The organism is Streptomyces sp. NPDC006296, from assembly GCF_040613235.1.
Lineage (GTDB): Bacteria > Actinomycetota > Actinomycetes > Streptomycetales > Streptomycetaceae > Streptomyces.
This window is the reverse complement of sequence record NZ_JBEXRT010000022.1, coordinates 98,583-116,660: the sequence shown is the minus strand read 5'-3', so window position 1 is coordinate 116,660 and position 18,078 is coordinate 98,583. Positions and strand designations below refer to the sequence as shown.

General features: G+C 71.6%; 13 protein-coding genes. 2 read left to right on the top strand and 11 right to left on the bottom strand.

Annotated elements, in window-relative coordinates; translation table 11 throughout:
* Positions 1 to 4,626 (bottom strand): type I polyketide synthase (locus tag ABZ172_RS17795; RefSeq protein WP_356884664.1); only part of this gene is annotated, 4,626 nt, incomplete at its 3' end.
* Between the two features lie 218 nt (positions 4,627 to 4,844).
* Between ABZ172_RS17795 and ABZ172_RS17790 the strand changes: the two genes are divergently transcribed.
* A complete protein-coding gene (locus ABZ172_RS17790) occupies positions 4,845 to 5,657 on the top strand; it encodes an AfsR/SARP family transcriptional regulator (protein WP_356884663.1) in 813 nt (270 codons plus the stop codon).
* 93 nt (positions 5,658 to 5,750) lie between these two features.
* On the opposite strand, the gene ABZ172_RS17785 is transcribed toward ABZ172_RS17790, so the two are convergent.
* From ABZ172_RS17785 to ABZ172_RS17770, 4 genes are all read right to left on the bottom strand, one after another.
* Positions 5,751 to 6,500: an SDR family oxidoreductase gene (locus ABZ172_RS17785; RefSeq protein ID WP_356884662.1), complete on the bottom strand. Its 750-nt coding sequence runs from the start codon at positions 6,498 to 6,500 to the stop codon at positions 5,751 to 5,753.
* Between the two features lie 199 nt (positions 6,501 to 6,699).
* Positions 6,700 to 7,362, bottom strand: a complete 663-nt coding sequence (locus ABZ172_RS17780; protein WP_356884661.1) for a response regulator transcription factor — start codon at positions 7,360 to 7,362, stop codon at positions 6,700 to 6,702.
* A gap of 642 nt (positions 7,363 to 8,004) precedes the next feature.
* Positions 8,005 to 8,820, bottom strand: a complete 816-nt coding sequence (locus ABZ172_RS17775) for a methyltransferase domain-containing protein (RefSeq protein ID WP_356884660.1) — start codon at positions 8,818 to 8,820, stop codon at positions 8,005 to 8,007.
* Positions 8,821 to 8,856: 36 nt separating this feature from the next.
* A complete protein-coding gene (locus ABZ172_RS17770) occupies positions 8,857 to 9,114 on the bottom strand; it encodes an acyl carrier protein (protein WP_356884659.1) in 258 nt (85 codons plus the stop codon).
* A 264-nt stretch (positions 9,115 to 9,378) separates the two neighbouring features.
* Between ABZ172_RS17770 and ABZ172_RS17765 the strand changes: the two genes are divergently transcribed.
* Entirely contained in the window at positions 9,379 to 10,383 is a 1,005-nt protein-coding gene (locus ABZ172_RS17765) for a ketoacyl-ACP synthase III family protein (RefSeq protein WP_356884658.1), read from the top strand.
* Positions 10,384 to 10,552: 169 nt separating this feature from the next.
* Here the strand turns inward: ABZ172_RS17765 and ABZ172_RS17760 are convergent, their stop codons facing one another.
* The 6 genes from ABZ172_RS17760 to ABZ172_RS17735 form a co-directional block, all read right to left on the bottom strand.
* On the bottom strand, positions 10,553 to 11,785 hold the full coding sequence (locus tag ABZ172_RS17760) for a ketosynthase chain-length factor (protein ID WP_356884657.1): 1,233 nt from the start codon (positions 11,783 to 11,785) through the stop codon (positions 10,553 to 10,555).
* Positions 11,778 to 13,043: a beta-ketoacyl-[acyl-carrier-protein] synthase family protein gene (locus ABZ172_RS17755; protein ID WP_356884656.1), complete on the bottom strand. Its 1,266-nt coding sequence runs from the start codon at positions 13,041 to 13,043 to the stop codon at positions 11,778 to 11,780. The genes ABZ172_RS17760 and ABZ172_RS17755 overlap by 8 nt, the downstream gene beginning before the upstream one ends.
* Positions 13,044 to 13,110: 67 nt before the next feature.
* Positions 13,111 to 14,313 carry a cytochrome P450 gene (locus ABZ172_RS17750; protein WP_356884655.1) on the bottom strand — a complete coding sequence of 401 codons (1,203 nt, stop codon included), beginning with the start codon at positions 14,311 to 14,313 and terminating at the stop codon, positions 13,111 to 13,113.
* Positions 14,314 to 14,616: 303 nt separating this feature from the next.
* Positions 14,617 to 16,251 carry an FAD-dependent oxidoreductase gene (locus tag ABZ172_RS17745; RefSeq protein WP_356884654.1) on the bottom strand — a complete coding sequence of 545 codons (1,635 nt, stop codon included), beginning with the start codon at positions 16,249 to 16,251 and terminating at the stop codon, positions 14,617 to 14,619.
* Positions 16,252 to 16,275: 24 nt separating this feature from the next.
* On the bottom strand, positions 16,276 to 17,061 hold the full coding sequence (locus ABZ172_RS17740) for an ABC transporter permease (protein WP_356884653.1): 786 nt from the start codon (positions 17,059 to 17,061) through the stop codon (positions 16,276 to 16,278).
* On the bottom strand, positions 17,058 to 18,032 hold the full coding sequence (locus ABZ172_RS17735) for an ATP-binding cassette domain-containing protein (RefSeq protein WP_356884652.1): 975 nt from the start codon (positions 18,030 to 18,032) through the stop codon (positions 17,058 to 17,060). Before ABZ172_RS17735 ends, ABZ172_RS17740 begins: the two co-directional genes overlap by 4 nt.
* Positions 18,033 to 18,078: the final 46 nt, after the last annotated feature.

The following is an 18,078-nucleotide window of genomic DNA, read 5'->3' as shown; positions in this document are numbered from 1 at the left end:
AGCCCGAAAAACCGAAGACGACCCATACAACCCACGCGCCATCGCACCCCACTGCGACCCCTGACCCGGAAACACCAGAACCGACCCACCACCCAGCGCCCGACCGGTGACGACGCTCTCGTCCGGACGTCCCTCGGCCACGGCCGTCAGACCGGCCAGGAGCTGTTCGCGGGTGGTGCCGGAGACGACGGCACGGTGCTCGAAGGCGGTACGTCCGCTCAGCGTGGCGGCCACGTCCACCACCGCCAGCCCCGGATCGACGGCAGCCGCCGCCACCCGGCCCGCGTACGCCCGCAACGCCTCCCCGGTCCGCGCCGACACCACCCACCCCACCGGCCCCGGCCCCGCCCCCTCCACCGGCGAACCGGCCGACTTCCCCGGTTCCACCGTCGGCTCCGCCGGTTCCGGCGCCTGTTCCAGGATCACGTGCGCGTTCGTCCCGCTGATCCCGAACGACGACACCCCCGCACGACGCGGACGCCCCGTCGAAGGCCACTCCCGAAGCCCGTTCAACAGGCGGACACCCCCGGACTCCCAGTCCACATGGGACGACGGCTCATCGGCGTGCAGGGTCGGGGGGAGCAGTCCGTGACGCAGGGCTTCCACCGTCTTGATCACGCTGCCGGCGCCGGCCGCCGCCATGGTGTGACCGATGTTCGACTTCAACGAACCCAGCCACAACGGCTCCTCCGCGGAATGCTCCTGCCCGTACGTGGCAAGCAGCGCCTGCGCCTCGATCGGGTCCCCCAGCCGGGTCCCCGTGCCGTGTCCCTCGACCACGTCGACGTCCGCGCAGGTGAGTCCGGCGTCGGCCAGCGCCCGGCGGATCACACGCTGCTGCGAAGGACCGTTCGGCGCGGTCAACCCGTTCGACGCACCGTCCTGATTGACCGCCGACCCCCTAAGCACCGCCAGCACTTGATGCCCCCGGGCCCGCGCCTCGGACAGCCGCTCCAGCACCACCAACCCGGCACCCTCACCCCAACCGGTCCCGTCGGCCGACGCCGAGAACGCCTTGCAGCGGCCGTCGGCGGACAGCCCGCGCTGGCGGGAGAACTCCACCAGCATTCCGGGGGACGACATGACGGTCACACCGCCGGCGACCGCCAGAGCACACTCACCCCTGCGCACCGCCTGAGCCGCCTGGTGCAACGCCACCAACGACGACGAACACGCCGTGTCCACCGTGACCGCCGGCCCCTCCAACCCCAGGAAATACGCCAGCCGACCCGAGGTCACACTCCCACTGGTCCCGGTGAGGACGTATCCGTCGACGCCGCCGTGCGGGGTGTCGAGCCGGGGGCCGTAGTCGCCCGCCATGGCGCCGACGAACACACCCGTGTCGCTGCCGCGCAGCGAACCGGGCTCGATCCCGGCGTCCTCCAAGGCCTCCCACGCCGTCTCCAGCAGCAACCGCTGCTGGGGGTCCATCGCCAGCGCCTCGCGCGGCGACACTCCGAAGAACGCGGCGTCGAAACCGGCGATGTCGTCGAGGAACCCACCGTGCCGCACGTAGGTGCGGCCGGAGGCCGCCGGGTCCGGGTCGAACAGGTGGTCCAGGTCCCAACCGCGATCGCGCGGAAGCCCGGAGACGGCGTCCCGGCCCGACCGGACCAGCTCCCACAAGGCGTCCGGTGAGGACGCGCCCCCAGGGAACCGGCAGCCCATCCCGACGATCACGACCGGGTCGTCGGCGCTGCCGGGGCCGGGTGCCGGGATGTCCGCCGGGTGATCGGCGCGGGCGGACCCGGTGAGCTCAGCATGCAGGTACGCCGCGAACCGGTCGGGGGTGGGATGGTCGAACACCAGCGATCCGGAGAGGACCAGCCCCAGCTCTCCGGAGAGTCCGGTGCACAGTTCGACCGCGGTGAGCGAGGTCAGGCCGAGGTCCTTGAACGACGCCGACGGCGTCATGTCGGCCGCGCCGTAGCCGAGGACGACGGCGAGGTGCGTACGCACCAGGTCGAGCAGACCGTCCCGGTCGCGGGTGCGGGCCGGCTCCGCGACGGTCCCGGCCTCGCGCGCCTCGCCGATCCAGTGGCGACGGCGCTGGAAGGCGTAGGTGGGCAGGGTGGTCCTGCGACCGGCGCCCAGCAGCGGGGTCCAGTCCACGCCGGCTCCCGTGGTGTGCAGGGTGCCGAGCGCCCTGAGGAGCGTGCGGACCTCGGCCCGGCCGGTGCGCAGGGTGGAAACGGCCGCGGGCGACTGCCCGGCGAGCGTCTCGCGAGCCATACCGGTCAGTACGGGCTCGGGGCCGAGCTCGACGTAGCGGGAGACGCCCGCGTCGTGCAGGGTGCGGATGCCGTCGGCGAAACGGACGGTGCCGCGGATCTGGCGGGCCCAGTGCCCCGGGTCGCTCAGCTGCTCCCCGGTGGCGGGGCGGCCGGTGAGGTTCGAGATGACGGGGATCCGCGGGGCGTGGAAGGCCAGCCCGCGCAGGGCGTCGGTGAAGTCGTCCAGGATCCCGTCGAGGTGGTGGGAGTGGAACGCGTGGCTGACCTTCAGCCGCCTGGTCTTCACTCCCTCGGCGCGGAAGGATTCGGCCAGCGCCAGCACCTGGTCGGTGTCGCCGGAGATCACCACCGACGCGGGTCCGTTGACGGCGGCGACGCTCACCCCGGATGCGGGCAGCAGCGAGCGCACCTCGGTCTCTGCGGCGTTCACGGCCACCATCGCCCCGCCGTCCGGCGCCGCCTGCATCAGCCGTCCGCGTGCTGCGACGAGCGCGCAGGCGTCGGACAACGACAGCACCCCCGCGACGTGCGCGGCGGTGACCTCGCCGATCGAGTGGCCGATCAGGTGCGTCGGGCGTACCCCGAACGACTCCATCAGCCGGAACAGCGCCGTCTCCAGGGCGAACAGTCCCGCCTGGGTGTAGCGGGTCCGGCCGAGCAGGTCCGCGTCGGACCACACGATGTCCCGCAGCGTCCGGCCCAGCAGCGGATCGAGTTCCGCGCACACCGCGTCGAAGGCCTCGGCGAACGCCGCGAACTCCGTGTACAACTCCTTCCCCATACCGGCGCGTTGCGCGCCCTGCCCGGTGAACATGAAGGCCGTGCCACCCTCGGAGACCGCGCCGGCCATGGCATTCGACGAGGGCCCGCCCGCCGCCAGCGCGGCAAGGCCCTCGGCCAGCTCGGTCGCGTCGGCGCCGATGACGACGGCGCGGTGCGTGAGCGCGGCGCGGGTGGTCGCCAGCGAAAGTCCGATGTCGAGGGGATCGGAGTCCTGCCGCGCGGCGACATGACCGGCCAGCCGGCCCGCCTGCGCGCGCAGCGCCGCCGCGCTGTCCCCGGACACCAGCCACGGGACCGGGCCCGTCCGCGCGGTGCGGCGGTCCTCGGCCGGTGCCCGGTCCGGTGCCTGCGCGAGCACCAGGTGGCAGTTCGTCCCGCCCATCCCGAACGACGACACCCCGGCCACCCGCGGTCCGTCGCCCGGCCACCCGCGCAGGGCGGTGGCGACCTCGATGCCCAGGCCGGCGAGGGGGACGTCGTCAGGAGGAGCGACGAAGTTGACGCTCGCCGGGACCTGGCCGCGCTGCACGGACAGCGCCGCCTTCAGGAGTCCGGCGATCCCCGCCGCTCCCTCCAGGTGTCCCACATTGGTCTTCGCCGACCCCACCACGAGGGGGCGGCCCCGGTCGGCGAAGACGGCGGCCAGGGCCGCGGACTCCACGCGGTCCCCCACCGGCGTACCGGTGCCGTGCAGCTCGACGTACCCCACCTCGGCGGGATCCGTCCGCGAGGCGGCGAGAGCCGTCCGCAGCACCTCCTCCTGCCCCGTCAGGCTCGGCGTGGTCAGCTGCTCGCCGCCGCCGTCGTTGTTCACCGCGCCGCCGCGGATCAGGCACACCACCTCGTGGCCCTGCGCGAGGGCGTCCGCCGGCCGCATGAGCACCACCACGCCGCCGCCCTCGCCGCGCACGTAGCCGTTGGCGCGCGCGTCGAACGTGTAGCACCGGCCGTCCGGCGACAGCGCCCCGAACTCACCGGCGGTCACTGTCGACTCCGGCGACAGGATCAGGTTGACCCCGCCCGCCAGCGCCCACGCCGACTCCCCGCGGCGCACGCTCTCGTACGCCTGGTGCACGGCCACCAGTGCCGAGGACTGCGCCGAGTCCACGACCACACTCGGGCCGGACAGACCCAGGAAGAACGAGATCCGGTTCGCGAGGATGCCGCGCTGGAGCGCGGACAGGGTGAAGCTGTCGACGGCGTCCGGACCCTGGTCGCGTACCAGCCCGGCGTAGTCGTCCCCCATCGTCCCGAGGAAGACTCCCGCCCGGTCGCCCCGCACCGACGACGGGTCGACCCCCGCGTGTTCGAGGGCCTCCCACGCCAGTTCCAGCATCAGCCGCTGCCGGGGGTCCATCGCCGCGGCCTCGCGAGGCGACACCCCGAAGAAGCCCGCGTCGAAGTCCGCGACCCTCTCGATCAGCCCGGCCCTGCGCGCGCGTGCGCCGACGTGCACGGCCCGGTCGGCGGGAACCTCGCCGACGGCCTCCCGGCCGGCCGCGAGCAGGTCCCAGTACTCCTCGGGGGAGTCCGCGCCCGGGAGACGGCACGACAGACCGACCACCGCGACGACGTCCTGATCACTCGTGTGCACGAAGTTCTCCGTCATGACAGCGGAATCTCACTCTGCTCTCGGGGGCGGACCCGGCCGCTTCCACCGCCGGCAAACCTCTCGTCCACGGCAATGCGACGAAGGTGGTAGTCGGCGCGATCCAACACGGTCACCGGGGTGGGACCTTCGCCCCGAAGCATTGCCCGCCGGGCAAAGGGATCGGCAGAGTCTGGGTCGAGCCCGTCCCGACGATCACCTTGTGGAGGCATTCGCTCGTGTTGCGATTCCAGGTACTCGGCCGTCTCACCGTCACCAACGATCTCGGCGACTGCACGCCGACCGCGCCGATGGCACGGCGTGTGCTGGCGCAGTTGCTCCTGCGCGCGAACAACATCGTCATGCTCGACGCGATCATCGACGAACTCTGGGGTGACAAGCCGCCGAAGAGCGCCGTCCCCACCGCGCAGACGTACATCTACCAGCTGCGGCGCCAGTTCGAACCGTGGGTGCCGGACCACACGGTCGAGCAGGTGCTCGCCACGTGCGGCACCGGCTACATGCTCCGGGTGGAACCGGACCAGCTCGACCTGGGGGCGTTCCTCCGGCTGGCCGAACAGGGTCGCACGGCGCTCGCGACCGGTGATCCGGTCGCGGCGGGGCGACTGCTGCGGCAGGCCCTCGGTCTGTGGTCGGGACCGGCGCTCGCCGACGTGACGGCCGGGCCGTCGATCCAAGCGCACGCCGTCCATCTGACGGAGCAGCGGGCGCACACGGTGGAACTGCGGATCCAGGCCGACGCGATGCTGGGCCGGCACCGGGAGCTGGTCGGGGAGCTGAAGGCCATGCTGCTGGCCGACCCGCTCAACGAGTGGTGCCACGCGCAGCTGATCAAGGCGTTGGCCTCCAGCGGCCGGCGCAACGAAGCGCTGATCGCGTACCAGCACCTGCGCAGGACGCTGTCCTCCGAGCTCGGGCTGGAGCCGTCGGAGGCGCTGCGGGAGCTGCACCGGGAGGTCCTGGCGGGACGCGGATCCTGGTCGGACTGGAGAGAGCCGCAGCAGTCCTTCGCCGAACAGGGCACGTGGTAGCGCCGACTCGCCGCAGGGGCCCGGTGACGGGTCGAGGACCGCCTCCCGGCGGTCCTCGCTCGCGCCGATGCCGTCCCGCTCCGCGCGGCCGGGCTACCTGTTGTGGAGGAGCCGGCCGCCGTCGACGACGAGGGTCTGTCCGGTGATCCAGGACGCCTCGTCCGAGAGCAGGAAGGCCACGGCCGCGCCGACGTCGGAGGGTTGGCCCATGCGTTTCAACGGGACGGAGCCGACCACCTTCTCCTCCCTGCCCTCGACGTTGACCCGGGTGAAGTCGGTGAGCACGGTGCCGGCCGCGACGCCGTTCACCCGCACCCCGGGGGCGAGCTCGTTGGCCATCTGCCGGGTGAAGTGATTCAGCGCCGCCTTGGCCGTGCCGTAGGAGGTGCCGTCGGGTACGGCGAGCTTGCCGGCGATCGAGGAGATGTTGACGACGGCGCCGCCGTGCTCGCCCAGCCAGCCGCGCCAGGCCGCCTGGACCCAGGTCAGCGCGGTGACGAGGTTCATCTCGATGGTGCGCCGGTAGGCGGCCACGTCGGTCTCGACCAGCCGGCGGCCGTTCCTCTCGGTGCCGCCGACGTTGTTCACCAGCAGATCGAGCGATCCGAAGCGCTCGACGGCGGTCTCCACGGCGATCCGCTGATGCTCGGGGTCGGCCGCGTCGCCCACGACTCCGACGGCCCGGTCCTCGCCGAGCTCGGCGGCCGCCTCACGCAGCTTGTCCTCACTGCGCGCGGTGATCACGACACGCGCGCCCCGCTCGACGAGCGCGGTGGCGATACCGAAGCCGATGCCGGTCCGACCGCCGGTCACCAGCGCAGTCTTGCCGTTTAAGGTTGTCATAGTCCACGAACCTCCCCTTGATGGCGCCTCAGCTCTTCCGGATCACCTCCCCCGAGAACAGGGGGACGACGGCTCTCCGGAAAGCGATTAGAGCAGCACCGGGAGAACGCAACAACCCGCATATGTGCCGTGTGTTTCCATGCTCGTGCCGGGCTCGAACGCACTACGAGTGCGCGTTGATCCACACACGGGAGCGGCCTTATCCGACGCGGGCTATGAGACCGATGGAAATGGCCTTGTTGACGGCGTCGAGACGGGAACGGGCACCCAGTTTGGTGAAGATGGTCCCCAGGTGCCGCTTGACCGTTCCCTCGGCGATGGCGAGCCTTCGCGAAATCTGCCGATTACTCATGGCTTTGCTCACCAGGATGAGAATCTCCAACTCCCGCCTGGTGAGCGTCTCCGTTTCGTTCGACGCCGAGGCGATATGCGTCAGGGCATCGGCGGACACATGCAGGACGATGCGGATGTCGTCGGCGCACACCGCTCGGATGCTGGATATCAGGTCGAGCCGGCTCACCGACTTGTTCAGATATCCGCGCACACCGCAATCGAGCAATTGGCGTACCAGGACCGGATCGTCGTGCATGCTGACCATCAGGATCCTGGCGTGCGGCGATATCGAGCGGATGGCGTGCACGGTCTCGATGACCGACCCGCCGGGAACATCCATGTTGACGTCGAGCAGGACGACGTCGGGCTGTTCGTTCTTGCAGTGCAGAATGCCGGATGCGCCGCTGGCCGCATCGCCGACCACCGCCATGTCGGGTTCCGTGTCGAGCGCCTCACGGACCACTTCGCGGAGCAGCGTGTGGTCGTCGATCAGCACGATGCGCAGCAGGCCACCACGGTCAGCCTGCATGATCCGCCCCCGAGGGGGACCATGTGCGCCACGACCGTACCGGAGCCCGCAGGACGTCGCGAGCGAATATTCTCCGGACGGGAGGTCGGGGCGGCTCCGCGACGGACGCGGCCCTCTCGGCATGCGCCACCGCAGCCGTCCCGGACATCGCCGGTCTCTCGCCGCGGCACCCGCGGACGCGGATTACCACCCGCGCCCGAACGGCAGCATCGGTGGCGTAACTCGCATTTCGCATTTCCGCTGATAAACGTGCCTCACAAGCTGCCATTGACTCCCCCGTACGCTCGCCAGCATGCGACACATACCGTAGTCCGTGACCCTGCCCCATGACAAGATTGTGTAACGGGAGCACGGCAGCAGGATGTGTCCTGCATGCACTTCGGCCGCCCCGGTTCACGCCCCCTGAACGGGCAGGGGGCCACCGCGCATCCCGAGGGTCGGACAACGGAGTTCACCCTCGGGATGCACGGCGGCCCTGTCCGGATCCGACCGGTCATGACTGATCGTGCGAGTACATACGCCGGAATAATTCGGGACACTCAAGACGGAGGTCGCATCGGTGTCATCGCGGCGACGGCCGCAGTTGACCGGACGCTTTGCGCGACTGCCTTCCGATCGTATTCCGTTTCTTGTCGGCGCGCCTCACTTCGGCACTCGGACGACGGTCGTGTACGTATGGTTGGTCACCATCTCGAATTCCGGATCCAGGAGTTTCTCCTGGATCACGACGAGATCGGCTGCGGTCAGATCGGTCTGGCTCAGCAGGAAGTCCTCCAGCATGCTGCTGTGCAGCCGGGCGAGCCGCGCGGTCGGTGAACCGCCCTCCCCCGGTGCCCGGTAGTCGTGCACCGTGACATCCCGGTAGCCGGCGGCGGACAGCACGTCCGCCGTGCGCGACGCCCACACGAAGTCCATGCCCGTCTGCCCGGCGAGTCGGTGCACCCCGTCGTGGTACGCCTGGAAGATCCGCGCCGTGTGTGCGTCGACCGGGGATCTGATGATGCCCTCGTCGGCGCAGCCGCAGTACCAGTCGGTCAGCACCAGCGCCCCGCCCGGCCGCAGATGCCCCGCCAGCCTCGCCGCGAGAGCGTCCTTGTCGGCCAGGTGCATCAGCAGCAACCGGGCGTGGATCAGGTCGAACCCGGGCTCCGGCCACGGGTCGGCGGTGAGGTCGTGGGCGAGCGCCTCGATCCGAGGATGGCCGGGCACGTGGTGCGGCTTGAGGTCGCTGGCCACGACGTGCCCGGACGTTCCCACCCGGGCGGCCAGCCAGCGGGCGACGGCGCCCTCGCCGGTGCCCACGTCCCAGCAGCGCCAGCCGTGACCGACCCCCACCTCCTCACCGAGGATCCGGAACGTCTCCCGGTTGAGGATCCCGGAGAGCAGACCGAGCTGCTCGTCGGCCACCGGCGCGTCGTTGTCGAAGCGTTGTTCGTGCTCTGTGCTGTACACGGGCATCTCCTCATCGGGCCGTACGCGCCACCGGACCCACGGTCAGTCCGACGCGGGCAGCAGTTCGTTGACCAGGTCGACGAACCCCTTCGGCGTCGCGTCCTTGCCGGTCCCTTCCTCCGGCAGGCTGACCCCGAGCTTCCGCTCGACCAGGAGCGTCACCTCCACCATCGCGACCGAGTCGTAGCCGAGATCGGCGAACGTGATCTCCCCGATGTCGCCGTCCAGGTCGAGCCCCTCGTCCTCGCCTGCCGCCTGGCGTATGCACCCCACCAGATCCGCCTGGGTGAACGTCGCCATGGTTGCCCCCTTCGTCTCGTGACCTCGGGGACCACCATGACCGCGGGACTTCGACTCCCGGTCGAGTTCCGCTCGACGGGGACACGCGGTCGCCCGGGCTCCGGGCCCGGCCGGCTCCGCCGGGAGCGGTGGCACCGCCTCGCCCGGGCCTCGACCGAGCCTCCGCCGGACGTGAGGAGTCTGAGGGCTGTCCCGTGCTCCCGGTGGATCACGGGATCAGCCCTGACGACACGGGTACCTGATTCACTCCGTGGGAGGAGGACCATGAGCGACGAGCTCTTCATCGCCGCCGCGAGTTCCTGGCTGCCCGAGCGCATGACACTCGACGAGGCGGAACGGGCCGGCCTCGCCGACCGGGCACGGGTCTGGAACACCGGCATCGAGTCGGTGTGCGTGTCTGCGGACACCTCGGCACCGGAGATGGCGGTGCTGGCGGCGCGGGCCGCACTCGAACGCGCCGGGCCGGAGCACGAGGAACCCGGTCTGCTGCTGCACGCCTGCGCCTACCACCAGGGGCACGACATGTGGCCGGCGGCCTCGTACATCCAGCGGTGCACCGGCGGTGGCTCGTGTCCGGCCGTCGAGGTACGTCAGATGTCCAACGGCGGCATGATCGCCCTGGAACTCGCGGCGGGTTGGCTGCGGGCCGGCGGCCGGACGACCGCGCTGCTCACCACGGCCGACCGGTTCTGCCTGCCCGGCTTCGACCGGTGGCGCAGCGACCCGAGCACCGTCTGCGGAGATGCCGGCACCGCTGTGGTGCTGTCCACCCGCACCGGATTCGCCCGGCTCCGCGGGCTGGTGTCGGTGTCGGACCCCGGTCTCGAGCGCGGCAGTCGGGGTGAGCGGTTCACGGACGCCCCTCTGGCCGGAGGCGCGCCGGTCGACCTGAACAGCGACGCCCTGGTGCGCGAGCTCGGGGTGGAGGCGCTGCTCCGCCGTATCGAGGCGGGCCAGCGGGAGGCCTTCGACCGGGCCTGCGCCGAGGCGGACGTGAAGCTCGGCGACATCGACCGGTACGTGCTGCCCCATCTGGGCCGCACCCGGATGCGGGCGCAGTACTTCGATCCCTTCGGCATCGACCCTCAGCGCTCCACCTGGTCCTGGGGGCGGAAGGTCGGGCACCTCGGCGCGGGCGACCAGTTCGCCGGGCTCGCCCATCTCGTCGCCGAAGGCGCCCTGGAGCCGGGCCGGACCTGCCTGCTGGCAGGGGTGGGGGCCGGTTTCACCTGGACGGTCGGCATCCTCGAGATCGTCGCCGAGCCCTGAGCGGACCTGCCGCCGGCGCCGTGCCGCGGCGGGGCCGCACGGACCCGCCGCAGCCGGGCGGGCCTCCGTCCGGCAGCGTCCGGTAGGGGAGGCCTGGCCGGCCGCGGCGGTCCGCCACCGGTGTCGGGGCCGGGGAGGACGGATCCCTCGGCCCCGACACCGCGTTCCCTCACACCGCCGTCAGCACCATCGCGGAGTTGATGCCGTCGCCGCGCGCCAGGACCAGCGCGGTGGACACCGCCGTCTCCCTCGGCCCGCCGAGCACCAGGTCCAGCTGATCCGACGGGACCGGGTCGGTCGTGTTGATCAAGGGCGGGATGACGCCGTGCCGCATGCTCAGCGAGGCGGTCGCCACGTCGAGCGCCGGACTGCCGGAGTACAGCCGCCCGGTCATCGTCTTGGGCGCGGTCACCGGAACCGCCCGCGGACCGAACACGCCGGTGAGGGCGGCGGCCTCGGCGCGGTCGAGCACGGCCACCCCGGCCGCGTCCGCGAAGACCACGTCGACGTCGGCCGGCGCCGTACCGGCGTCCGCCAGCGCGAGCTCGATCGCCCGGCGCAGCCCGGGTTCCCGTCCGGAACCGGCCCGGGGGTCGAAGGTGGTGGCGTACCCGGCGATCTCACCGTACGGGCGGGCCCCGCGAGCGCGTGCGTGCCCGGCCTCCTCGACGACGAACATGGCACCGCCCTCGCCGGGCAGATGACCGGACGCGGCGGCGTCGAAGGGCAGGTACGCCCGCGCCGGGTCGGGCACCGTGCTCATCCGGCCGGTGGTCAGCTCGATCACCCAGCCGAGCGGGCACAGCGTGCTCTCCGTCGCCCCGCACATCGCGACCGGCAGACCGTCGGCCACGTACCGGCGGGCCTGCGCGACGGAGTCCAGCCCGCTCGTCGGTCCGGTCAGGACACCGCCGGGACCGTGCAGTCCGTGCCGGATCGAGAGCTGTCCCGTGTTCACCGCGTAGAACCAGGAGAACGAGAGATAGGCGCTGACATGGCTGCTGCCCAGGCTCCAGAGCTTCTCCAGCTCGCGCTGGCTGTACTCGAGCCCGCCCGCGGAGATGCCGGTGACGATCCCGATCCGGTCGTGCGGGACGGCGTCCAGGGCGAGGCCGGAGTCGCCGACCGCGGCGTCCGTCGCGATCAGCGCCAGCCGGGTGGCCTGGTCGGTCTGCGGCACCAGCCGTCCGGGGACGTGCGCGCGGATGTCGTAGCCGTCCACCTCGCCCGCGAGCCGGACGGGGTAGGGCTCCGGGTCGAACCGGGTGACCCGGTCGATGCCGCTGCGGCCGTGGAGCACGGCGTCCCAGTACGCGTCGGCGTCGAACCCGTTCGGCGCGACGACCCCGAGGCCGGTGATCACCGCACGAGGGCGCTCGGGCTCCGGGCCGGTGTCACGCATCGTCGTCCTCCTTGGTCAGCACCATGGCGCTCTGAAAACCGCCGAACCCGCTGCCGACCTTGAGCACCGTGCGGAGCTCCGCCGGCCGTGCTGCCAGCGGTACGTAGTCGAGGCCCAGTTCCGGGTCGGGCTCGTGCAGGTTGGCCGTCGGCGGGATCAGCCCGGCCTCGATGGCCAGTGCGCACGCCGCGATCTCGATCGAGCCGATCGCGCCCAGCGAATGGCCGATCATGGATTTGATCGAGCTCACCGGAGTCCGGAGCGCGTGATCGCCGAGGCTGCGTTTGAACGCGTCCGTCTCGTGCAGGTCGTTCTGTCTGGTGCTGGAGCCATGGGCGTTCACGTAGTCCACCTGCTCGGGTGCCCGCCCGGCCATCCGCAGCGCCAGGTCGATGGCCTCGGCCATCTCGGTTCCCTCGGGCCGGAGTCCGGTCATGTGGAACGCGTTCGAGCGCACGCCCCAGCCGCCGATCTCCGCGTAGATGTGCGCGCCCCTCGCCCGGGCGTGGCCCATCTCCTCCAGCACCAGCATCGCGCTGCCCTCGGCGAGCACGAACCCGTTGCGGGTGCGGTCGAACGGACGGGAGGCGGTGGCCGGTTCGTCGTTGCGCGGGGTGGTGGCCTTGATCGCGTCGAACGAGGCGACGCAGACCGGGGAGACGGGCGCGTCCGAGGCGCCGGCCAGCATCACGTCGGCGGAGCCCTCGCGGATGAGCCGGGCCGCGTGGGACACCGACTCGATGCCGGCGGTGCACCCGGTGGAGACCAGCGACACGGGGCCTTCGGCACCGGCCTCCCGGGCGACGTCGGCGGCGATCGACGTCGGGACCAGGTACGTGAACAGGTGCGGCACGGCGTACTCGTGGTCGAGGAGCCAGGTGCGGCCGCCGTCGGAGAGCACGTTGTACTCCCGGTCCAGGCTCATCGTCCCGCCGATGGCGCTGCCGACGCAGGTCCCCGTGCGGTGCGGATCGACCGTGTCCATGTCGAGGCCCGCGTCCGCGACCGCCTCCCTGGTCGCGGCGACCGCGAGCATCGCGCTCCGGTCCATCCGCCGGATCTCCTGGGCGGAGAAGCCCTCCGCGACCGGGTCGAAGTCGCACTCGCCCGCCACCCGGGAGCGGAACCCGGACGGGTTGAACAGGGAGATGGTCCGGACGGCCGTGGTGCCGGTGGAGATCAGCTCCCAGAACTCCTTGGCGTTTCCTCCGCCCGGGGCGCGTACGCCGATGCCCGTGACGACGATCCGCCGGTTCATCGTGTGCTCACCGCTCGCGCGCTCGGTTCAGCCTGTGGCATGGGATTCTCTTTCCTGATAGCGGAGTTCAGGCGTCGAAGGTGACGGGCAGCGATTCCAGTCCGCGGATCGTGAGGCTCCGCTGCCATCGCAGCTGCTCGGGGGGTACGGCCAGGGCCAGGCCGGGCAGCCTGCGCAGCAGTCCGTCGAACGCGATCCGGCCCTCCAGCCGGGCCAGCGGGGCGCCGAGGCAGAAGTGCGCGCCCCGCCCGAACGCCACGTGGCCGTTCTCGGAGCGGGTGACGTCGAAGTGGTCGGGATCCGTGAACTTCGCCGGGTCCCGGTCGGCCGAGGCCAGCGACAGGAGCACCGGGTGGCCCTTCTCGATGCGGGTGCCGGCGATCTCGATGGGTTCGAGCGGGAACCGCCAGGTCGCCGTCTCGAACGATCCGTCGTAACGGAGCATCTCCTCCAGGGCGGTGTCCACCCGGTGCGGCTGCTCGCGGAGCAGGGCGAGCTGATCAGGGTTGCGCAGGAGGGCGAGCGTGCCGTTGCCGATGAGGTTGACGGTCGTCTCGAAGCCGCCGACGAGCAGCAGGGACATCATCGACAGCAACTCGGTCTCGTCGAGCCGGTCGTCGTCGTCCCGGGCCGCGATCAGCGCGTCGACCAGGCCGTCCGCCGGTTCGTTCCGGCGCTTCTCGACCAGTTCGGTGAGGTAGCCGAGGAGGTCGCGCAGTCCGACCGGCCGTGCCTGCCCGCTGTCGGCCGGGGTGGAGGCGCTCTTGTTCGTCCACGAGCGGAAGTCCTTCGTCCACCGGCGGAACACGTCCTGGTCGGCCGCGGGCACTCCCAGCAGCTCGCAGATCACCGTGATCGCGAGCGGGAACGCGAACTCGGTGACCAGGTCGGCCCGTCCTCTCGGCACGATGTCGTCGAGGAGGTCGTCCGTGATCTGCTGCACCTGGCCGCGCAGGTTCTCGACACGGCGGGCGGTGAAGGCGGTCGAGACCAGCCGGCGCAGCCGGGTGTGTTCGGGTGCGTCGGTGGTGAGCAGGTGGGTCCCGAGGCCGGTCCGGTCCTCCAGCGGGCGCCCCTTGCCGGCCTCCTGCCAGTCGAGCGGTGCGTTGCGGGGGTCCTTGCTCATGCGGGAGTCGGACAGCAGCATCCGGACGTCCTCGTAGCGGGTCACCAGCAGCCCGTAGAGCCCCTGGCCCTCCACGACGCGCCGGACCGGCTCCTCGGTGCGCAACCACGCGTACTCGGGATAGGGGTCATCGCCGAAGTCCATCGACCGCCTCCTCTGCTCTGGTGCTCGGTCCGTGACCGAGACGGCTCGGCCCGCCGTGCTGCGCCGGAGGTGCGGTGGGGGCGGCGTGTACGCGCGGACAGCACGGAGGGCGACGTTGTGCGCCCACCTTCGCGGCAGCGGTTCGAGAGGAGTTCGTGTCCGGTTCGAACCGGACGGACGCTCCGGCGGTCCCGGACGGACGGCGACGGACAGCGGGCGGCGGACAGCGACGGACGGTGGGCGGCGGACGGCCGGCACCGGCTGTGTACCGGTGCCGGCCGACCGCTGTGCCGGGGTCCGGTGTCAGGTCCGCTGTGCGGGGGCCCCCGGGCCCGGCCGGCACAGGATCCGGTCGACGGCGTCCCGCAGTTGCTGCTCGCTGGAGGCGGTCGTCCGTGTGGTCGCGGTACGCCAGCCGACGAAGCCGTCGGGGCGGATCAGGACGGCGCCGTCCTCCTTGACGCCGGCCGCCTCCGCCCAGCCCTCGACCGCGTGCGCCGTGATGCCCAGCTTTCCGGCGGCGTCCAGCCAGTGGCCGGCCGTGGTCCCGGTGAGCAGGGTGAAGCCGTCCACGAGGTCGACCGTGGACCGTCCGTCCGGGAGCCACCGGTGCGGCAGCCGGCTGCCCGGTGCGCCGTCGAGGACGAGGTTCTCCATGTCCGGCAGCGGCTCCGGGTCGATCACGGCGGCCGAGTCGTAGCGGTAGCCGACGACGGGGATCATGACGCCCGCCATGCCGACGGCCGCCCGGTCGGCGGCCAGGCCCGGGTCGTTGTTCCAGTGCAGCTTGTGGTGGGCGGCGCGGATCACGCTCTGCTCCATGCTGAAGAGCGCGACCGGCCGGCGTTCGGCCTCGTAGGTGTCGAGCAGGGCGTCGCCGCCCTCGGCGAGTTTCCACGCCAGGTTGTGGCCGTCCGCGATACCCATGTTGAGGCCGAAGCCACCGACCGGCGGCACCGCGTGGGCCGCGTCGCCGACGAGGAAGAACCGGCCCCGCCTGAACGCGTCGGCCACCTGTGCCCGCGACGACCAGGGAATCCGGCTGATGATCTCCGGCTGGGCGGTCCGGACACCGGTGGCGTCCCGGATCTGCTGCTGGATCTGCTCGGCCGGTGCGTCCGGATCGCCGTTGCGTATATGGAAGATCCAGCGGCCGTCCTCGTCGACCCGGTACAGGATCCCGGCCGCCCGCTCGTTGCGCAGGAACGTCATAGAGAGCGGCGGGGCGGGCAGTTCGGCGCGGAACAGCACGTTGAGCATGTGCGCGTCACCCAGTGCCCCCGGCCCGGTCACACCGATGCCGAGCAGTTCCCGGGTCCTGCCGCGCACTCCGTCGGCGGCGACCACCCAGTCGCCCGTGACGACCCGGCCGTCGGCGGTGGTGACGCCGTCCTCGGCCACGGCGGTGACCTCGCTGTCGAAGTCCACCCGGCCGCCGAGCTCCTGCAGCAGCGCCACGGCGGCCCGGTCGATCCGGTCCTGCGGGCAGCTGCCCAGCTTCGCCGAGCCGATCTCCGGCCGCTCGAACTTGTTGGTGACGGGCGACAGTTCGGCCAGGCTGGGTCCGGTCATCAGACCCCGGGCGAACTGTGCGGTGTCCACCTCGATACCGGCCTCGCGCAGGATCTCCGCCGACCGGTCGGTGAGGCCGAACGCCCTCGGGTGGTCATTGACCCCGGCCCGGCGCTCCAGGACGTGGACGGACACCCCTCGGCGTGCGAGGAAAACCGCGGTGCACAGCCCGACGGTGCCGCCGCCGACAATCACGACACGCATGACTCCCCCTTCATTGGTTCTCGAATCGTGTGATCCAGCGTTGGGATCGGTGGTGAGCTCGGTATGCGGTCCGCCGGCACGGCCGGGGACGGGTTGCTCCCGCGTGGCCGGGCCGGCCGGGCCCTCGACAGGTCCGGCCGGCCCGGCTCCGTGGGTGGTCACGCGGTCAGCGTGCCCGGCGGCGCGTCACAGCCCGGCCCGGGCGAAGCGGCGCGCCGAGAGCGGGACGAAGACCGCCAGCAGCAGGGCGATCCACAGCAGGGTCGCGGTCACCGGGTGGGTCAGCGGCCACGCGGCGTCCGGCCCGGGGGCCCCGGGGTTGCCGAACAACGACCGGGTCGCCGTGGCCAGTGCGCTGAGCGGGTTCCACTCGCAGATCGCGCGCAGCCAGACGGGCATCCCGTCGGTGGGCACGAAGGCGTTGGAGACCATGGTGAGCGGCAGCGTCAGCGGAGCCAGGTTGGCCGCGGTGGACGCCGAACGGATAGCCAGCCCGAGGTACGTCCCGACCCATGCCAGCGTGTACCGGAACAGCAGGAGCAGGCCGATACCGGCCAGGGTCTGGCCGAGGCCGTTGTGCGGCCGCCAGCCGACGATCAGCCCGTAGACCATGAGGACGACCAGGCCGTAGACCCCGACGACCGCCTCCGCGCTGCTCTGGCCGAGCGGCACGGAGACGCGGTTCGTGGGCAGCGAGCGGAGGCGGTCCATCACCCCGCGCGCCTGGTCCATGGCGACGTCGACCATCGCCGAGGACAGCGCGGTCCCGGTGCCCAGCACGAACATCCCCGGCATCATGTATTCGCGGTAGTTCGAGGAGCCCGGTACGCCGATGGCGCTGCCGAACACGAAGCCGAACAGCACCACGAAGACGGTCGGCATCAGCATGATGGTGAGCAGGGTGCCGGGTTCGTGGCGCAGCCGCAGGAGGTTTCGCTGGGTCAGTACCCAGCCGTCGACGAGGACGTTCACGCCACTGCCTCCTGTGCTTCGGCCGGCTTCGCCGCGTCCACGGTCTTGCCGGTCAGGGAGAGGAAGACGTCGTCGAGGCTGGGCTCGCGGATCCCGACGTCGCGGATCACGGCGCCGGACGCGTCGAGTTCCCGCACGATCTGCGGCAGGGGCGGCACCGCGTCCACCGTGGCGACGACGATGTGCGAGCCGTCCGCCTCCGGGCGCTGACCGGTGAGGCGTTCCAGCACCGCCATGGCGCTCGCCAGGTGCTCCGAGGACTCCACGACGACGTCGATGTGGCCGCCGATCTGGGACTTGAGCTGGGACGGGCTGCCCTCGGCGATGAGATGGCCGTGGTCGATCACGCCGACGGCGGAGGCGAGCTGGTCGACCTCCTCCAGGTACTGGCTGGTGAGCAGCACCGTGGTGCCGTCGGCGACCAGCTCGCGGACGGTGTCCCAGATCTCCATGCGGCTGCGCACGTCGAGTCCCGTGGTGGGCTCGTCGAGGAAGAGCACCGAGGGGGCGCGCAGCAGGCTGGCGATCAGGTCCAGCCGGCGTCGCATGCCGCCGGAGTAGGTGCCGGCCAGCCGGTCGCCGGCCTGGGCGAGCCCGAAGCGTTCCAGCAGTTCGTCCGCGCGCCGGCGGGCCCCGCGCGCGCCCAGCCGCGACAGACGGCCGAAGATCCGCAGGTTGTCCCGGCCGGTCAGCTTGTCGTCGAGCGTGGCGTCCTGGCCGGCCAGTCCGATGACCTTCCGCACCTCCCCCGGCTCCCGGGCCACGTCGAACCCGCCGACGACGGCCTGCCCGCCGCTGGGCCTGGTGAGCGTGGACAGGATGCGCAGGGTGGTGCTCTTGCCCGCACCGTTCGGGCCGAGCAGTCCGTAGACCAGATTCGGCGGAATGGCCAGGTCCAGGCCGGTCAGCGCAGCGACGTCGCCGTACTGCTTACGCAAGTTTTTCGTACATACGATCGATTCATCATCCATGCTCATCTCCTGACCGGGTACGGTGTACGCGATAACAAGATAGTCA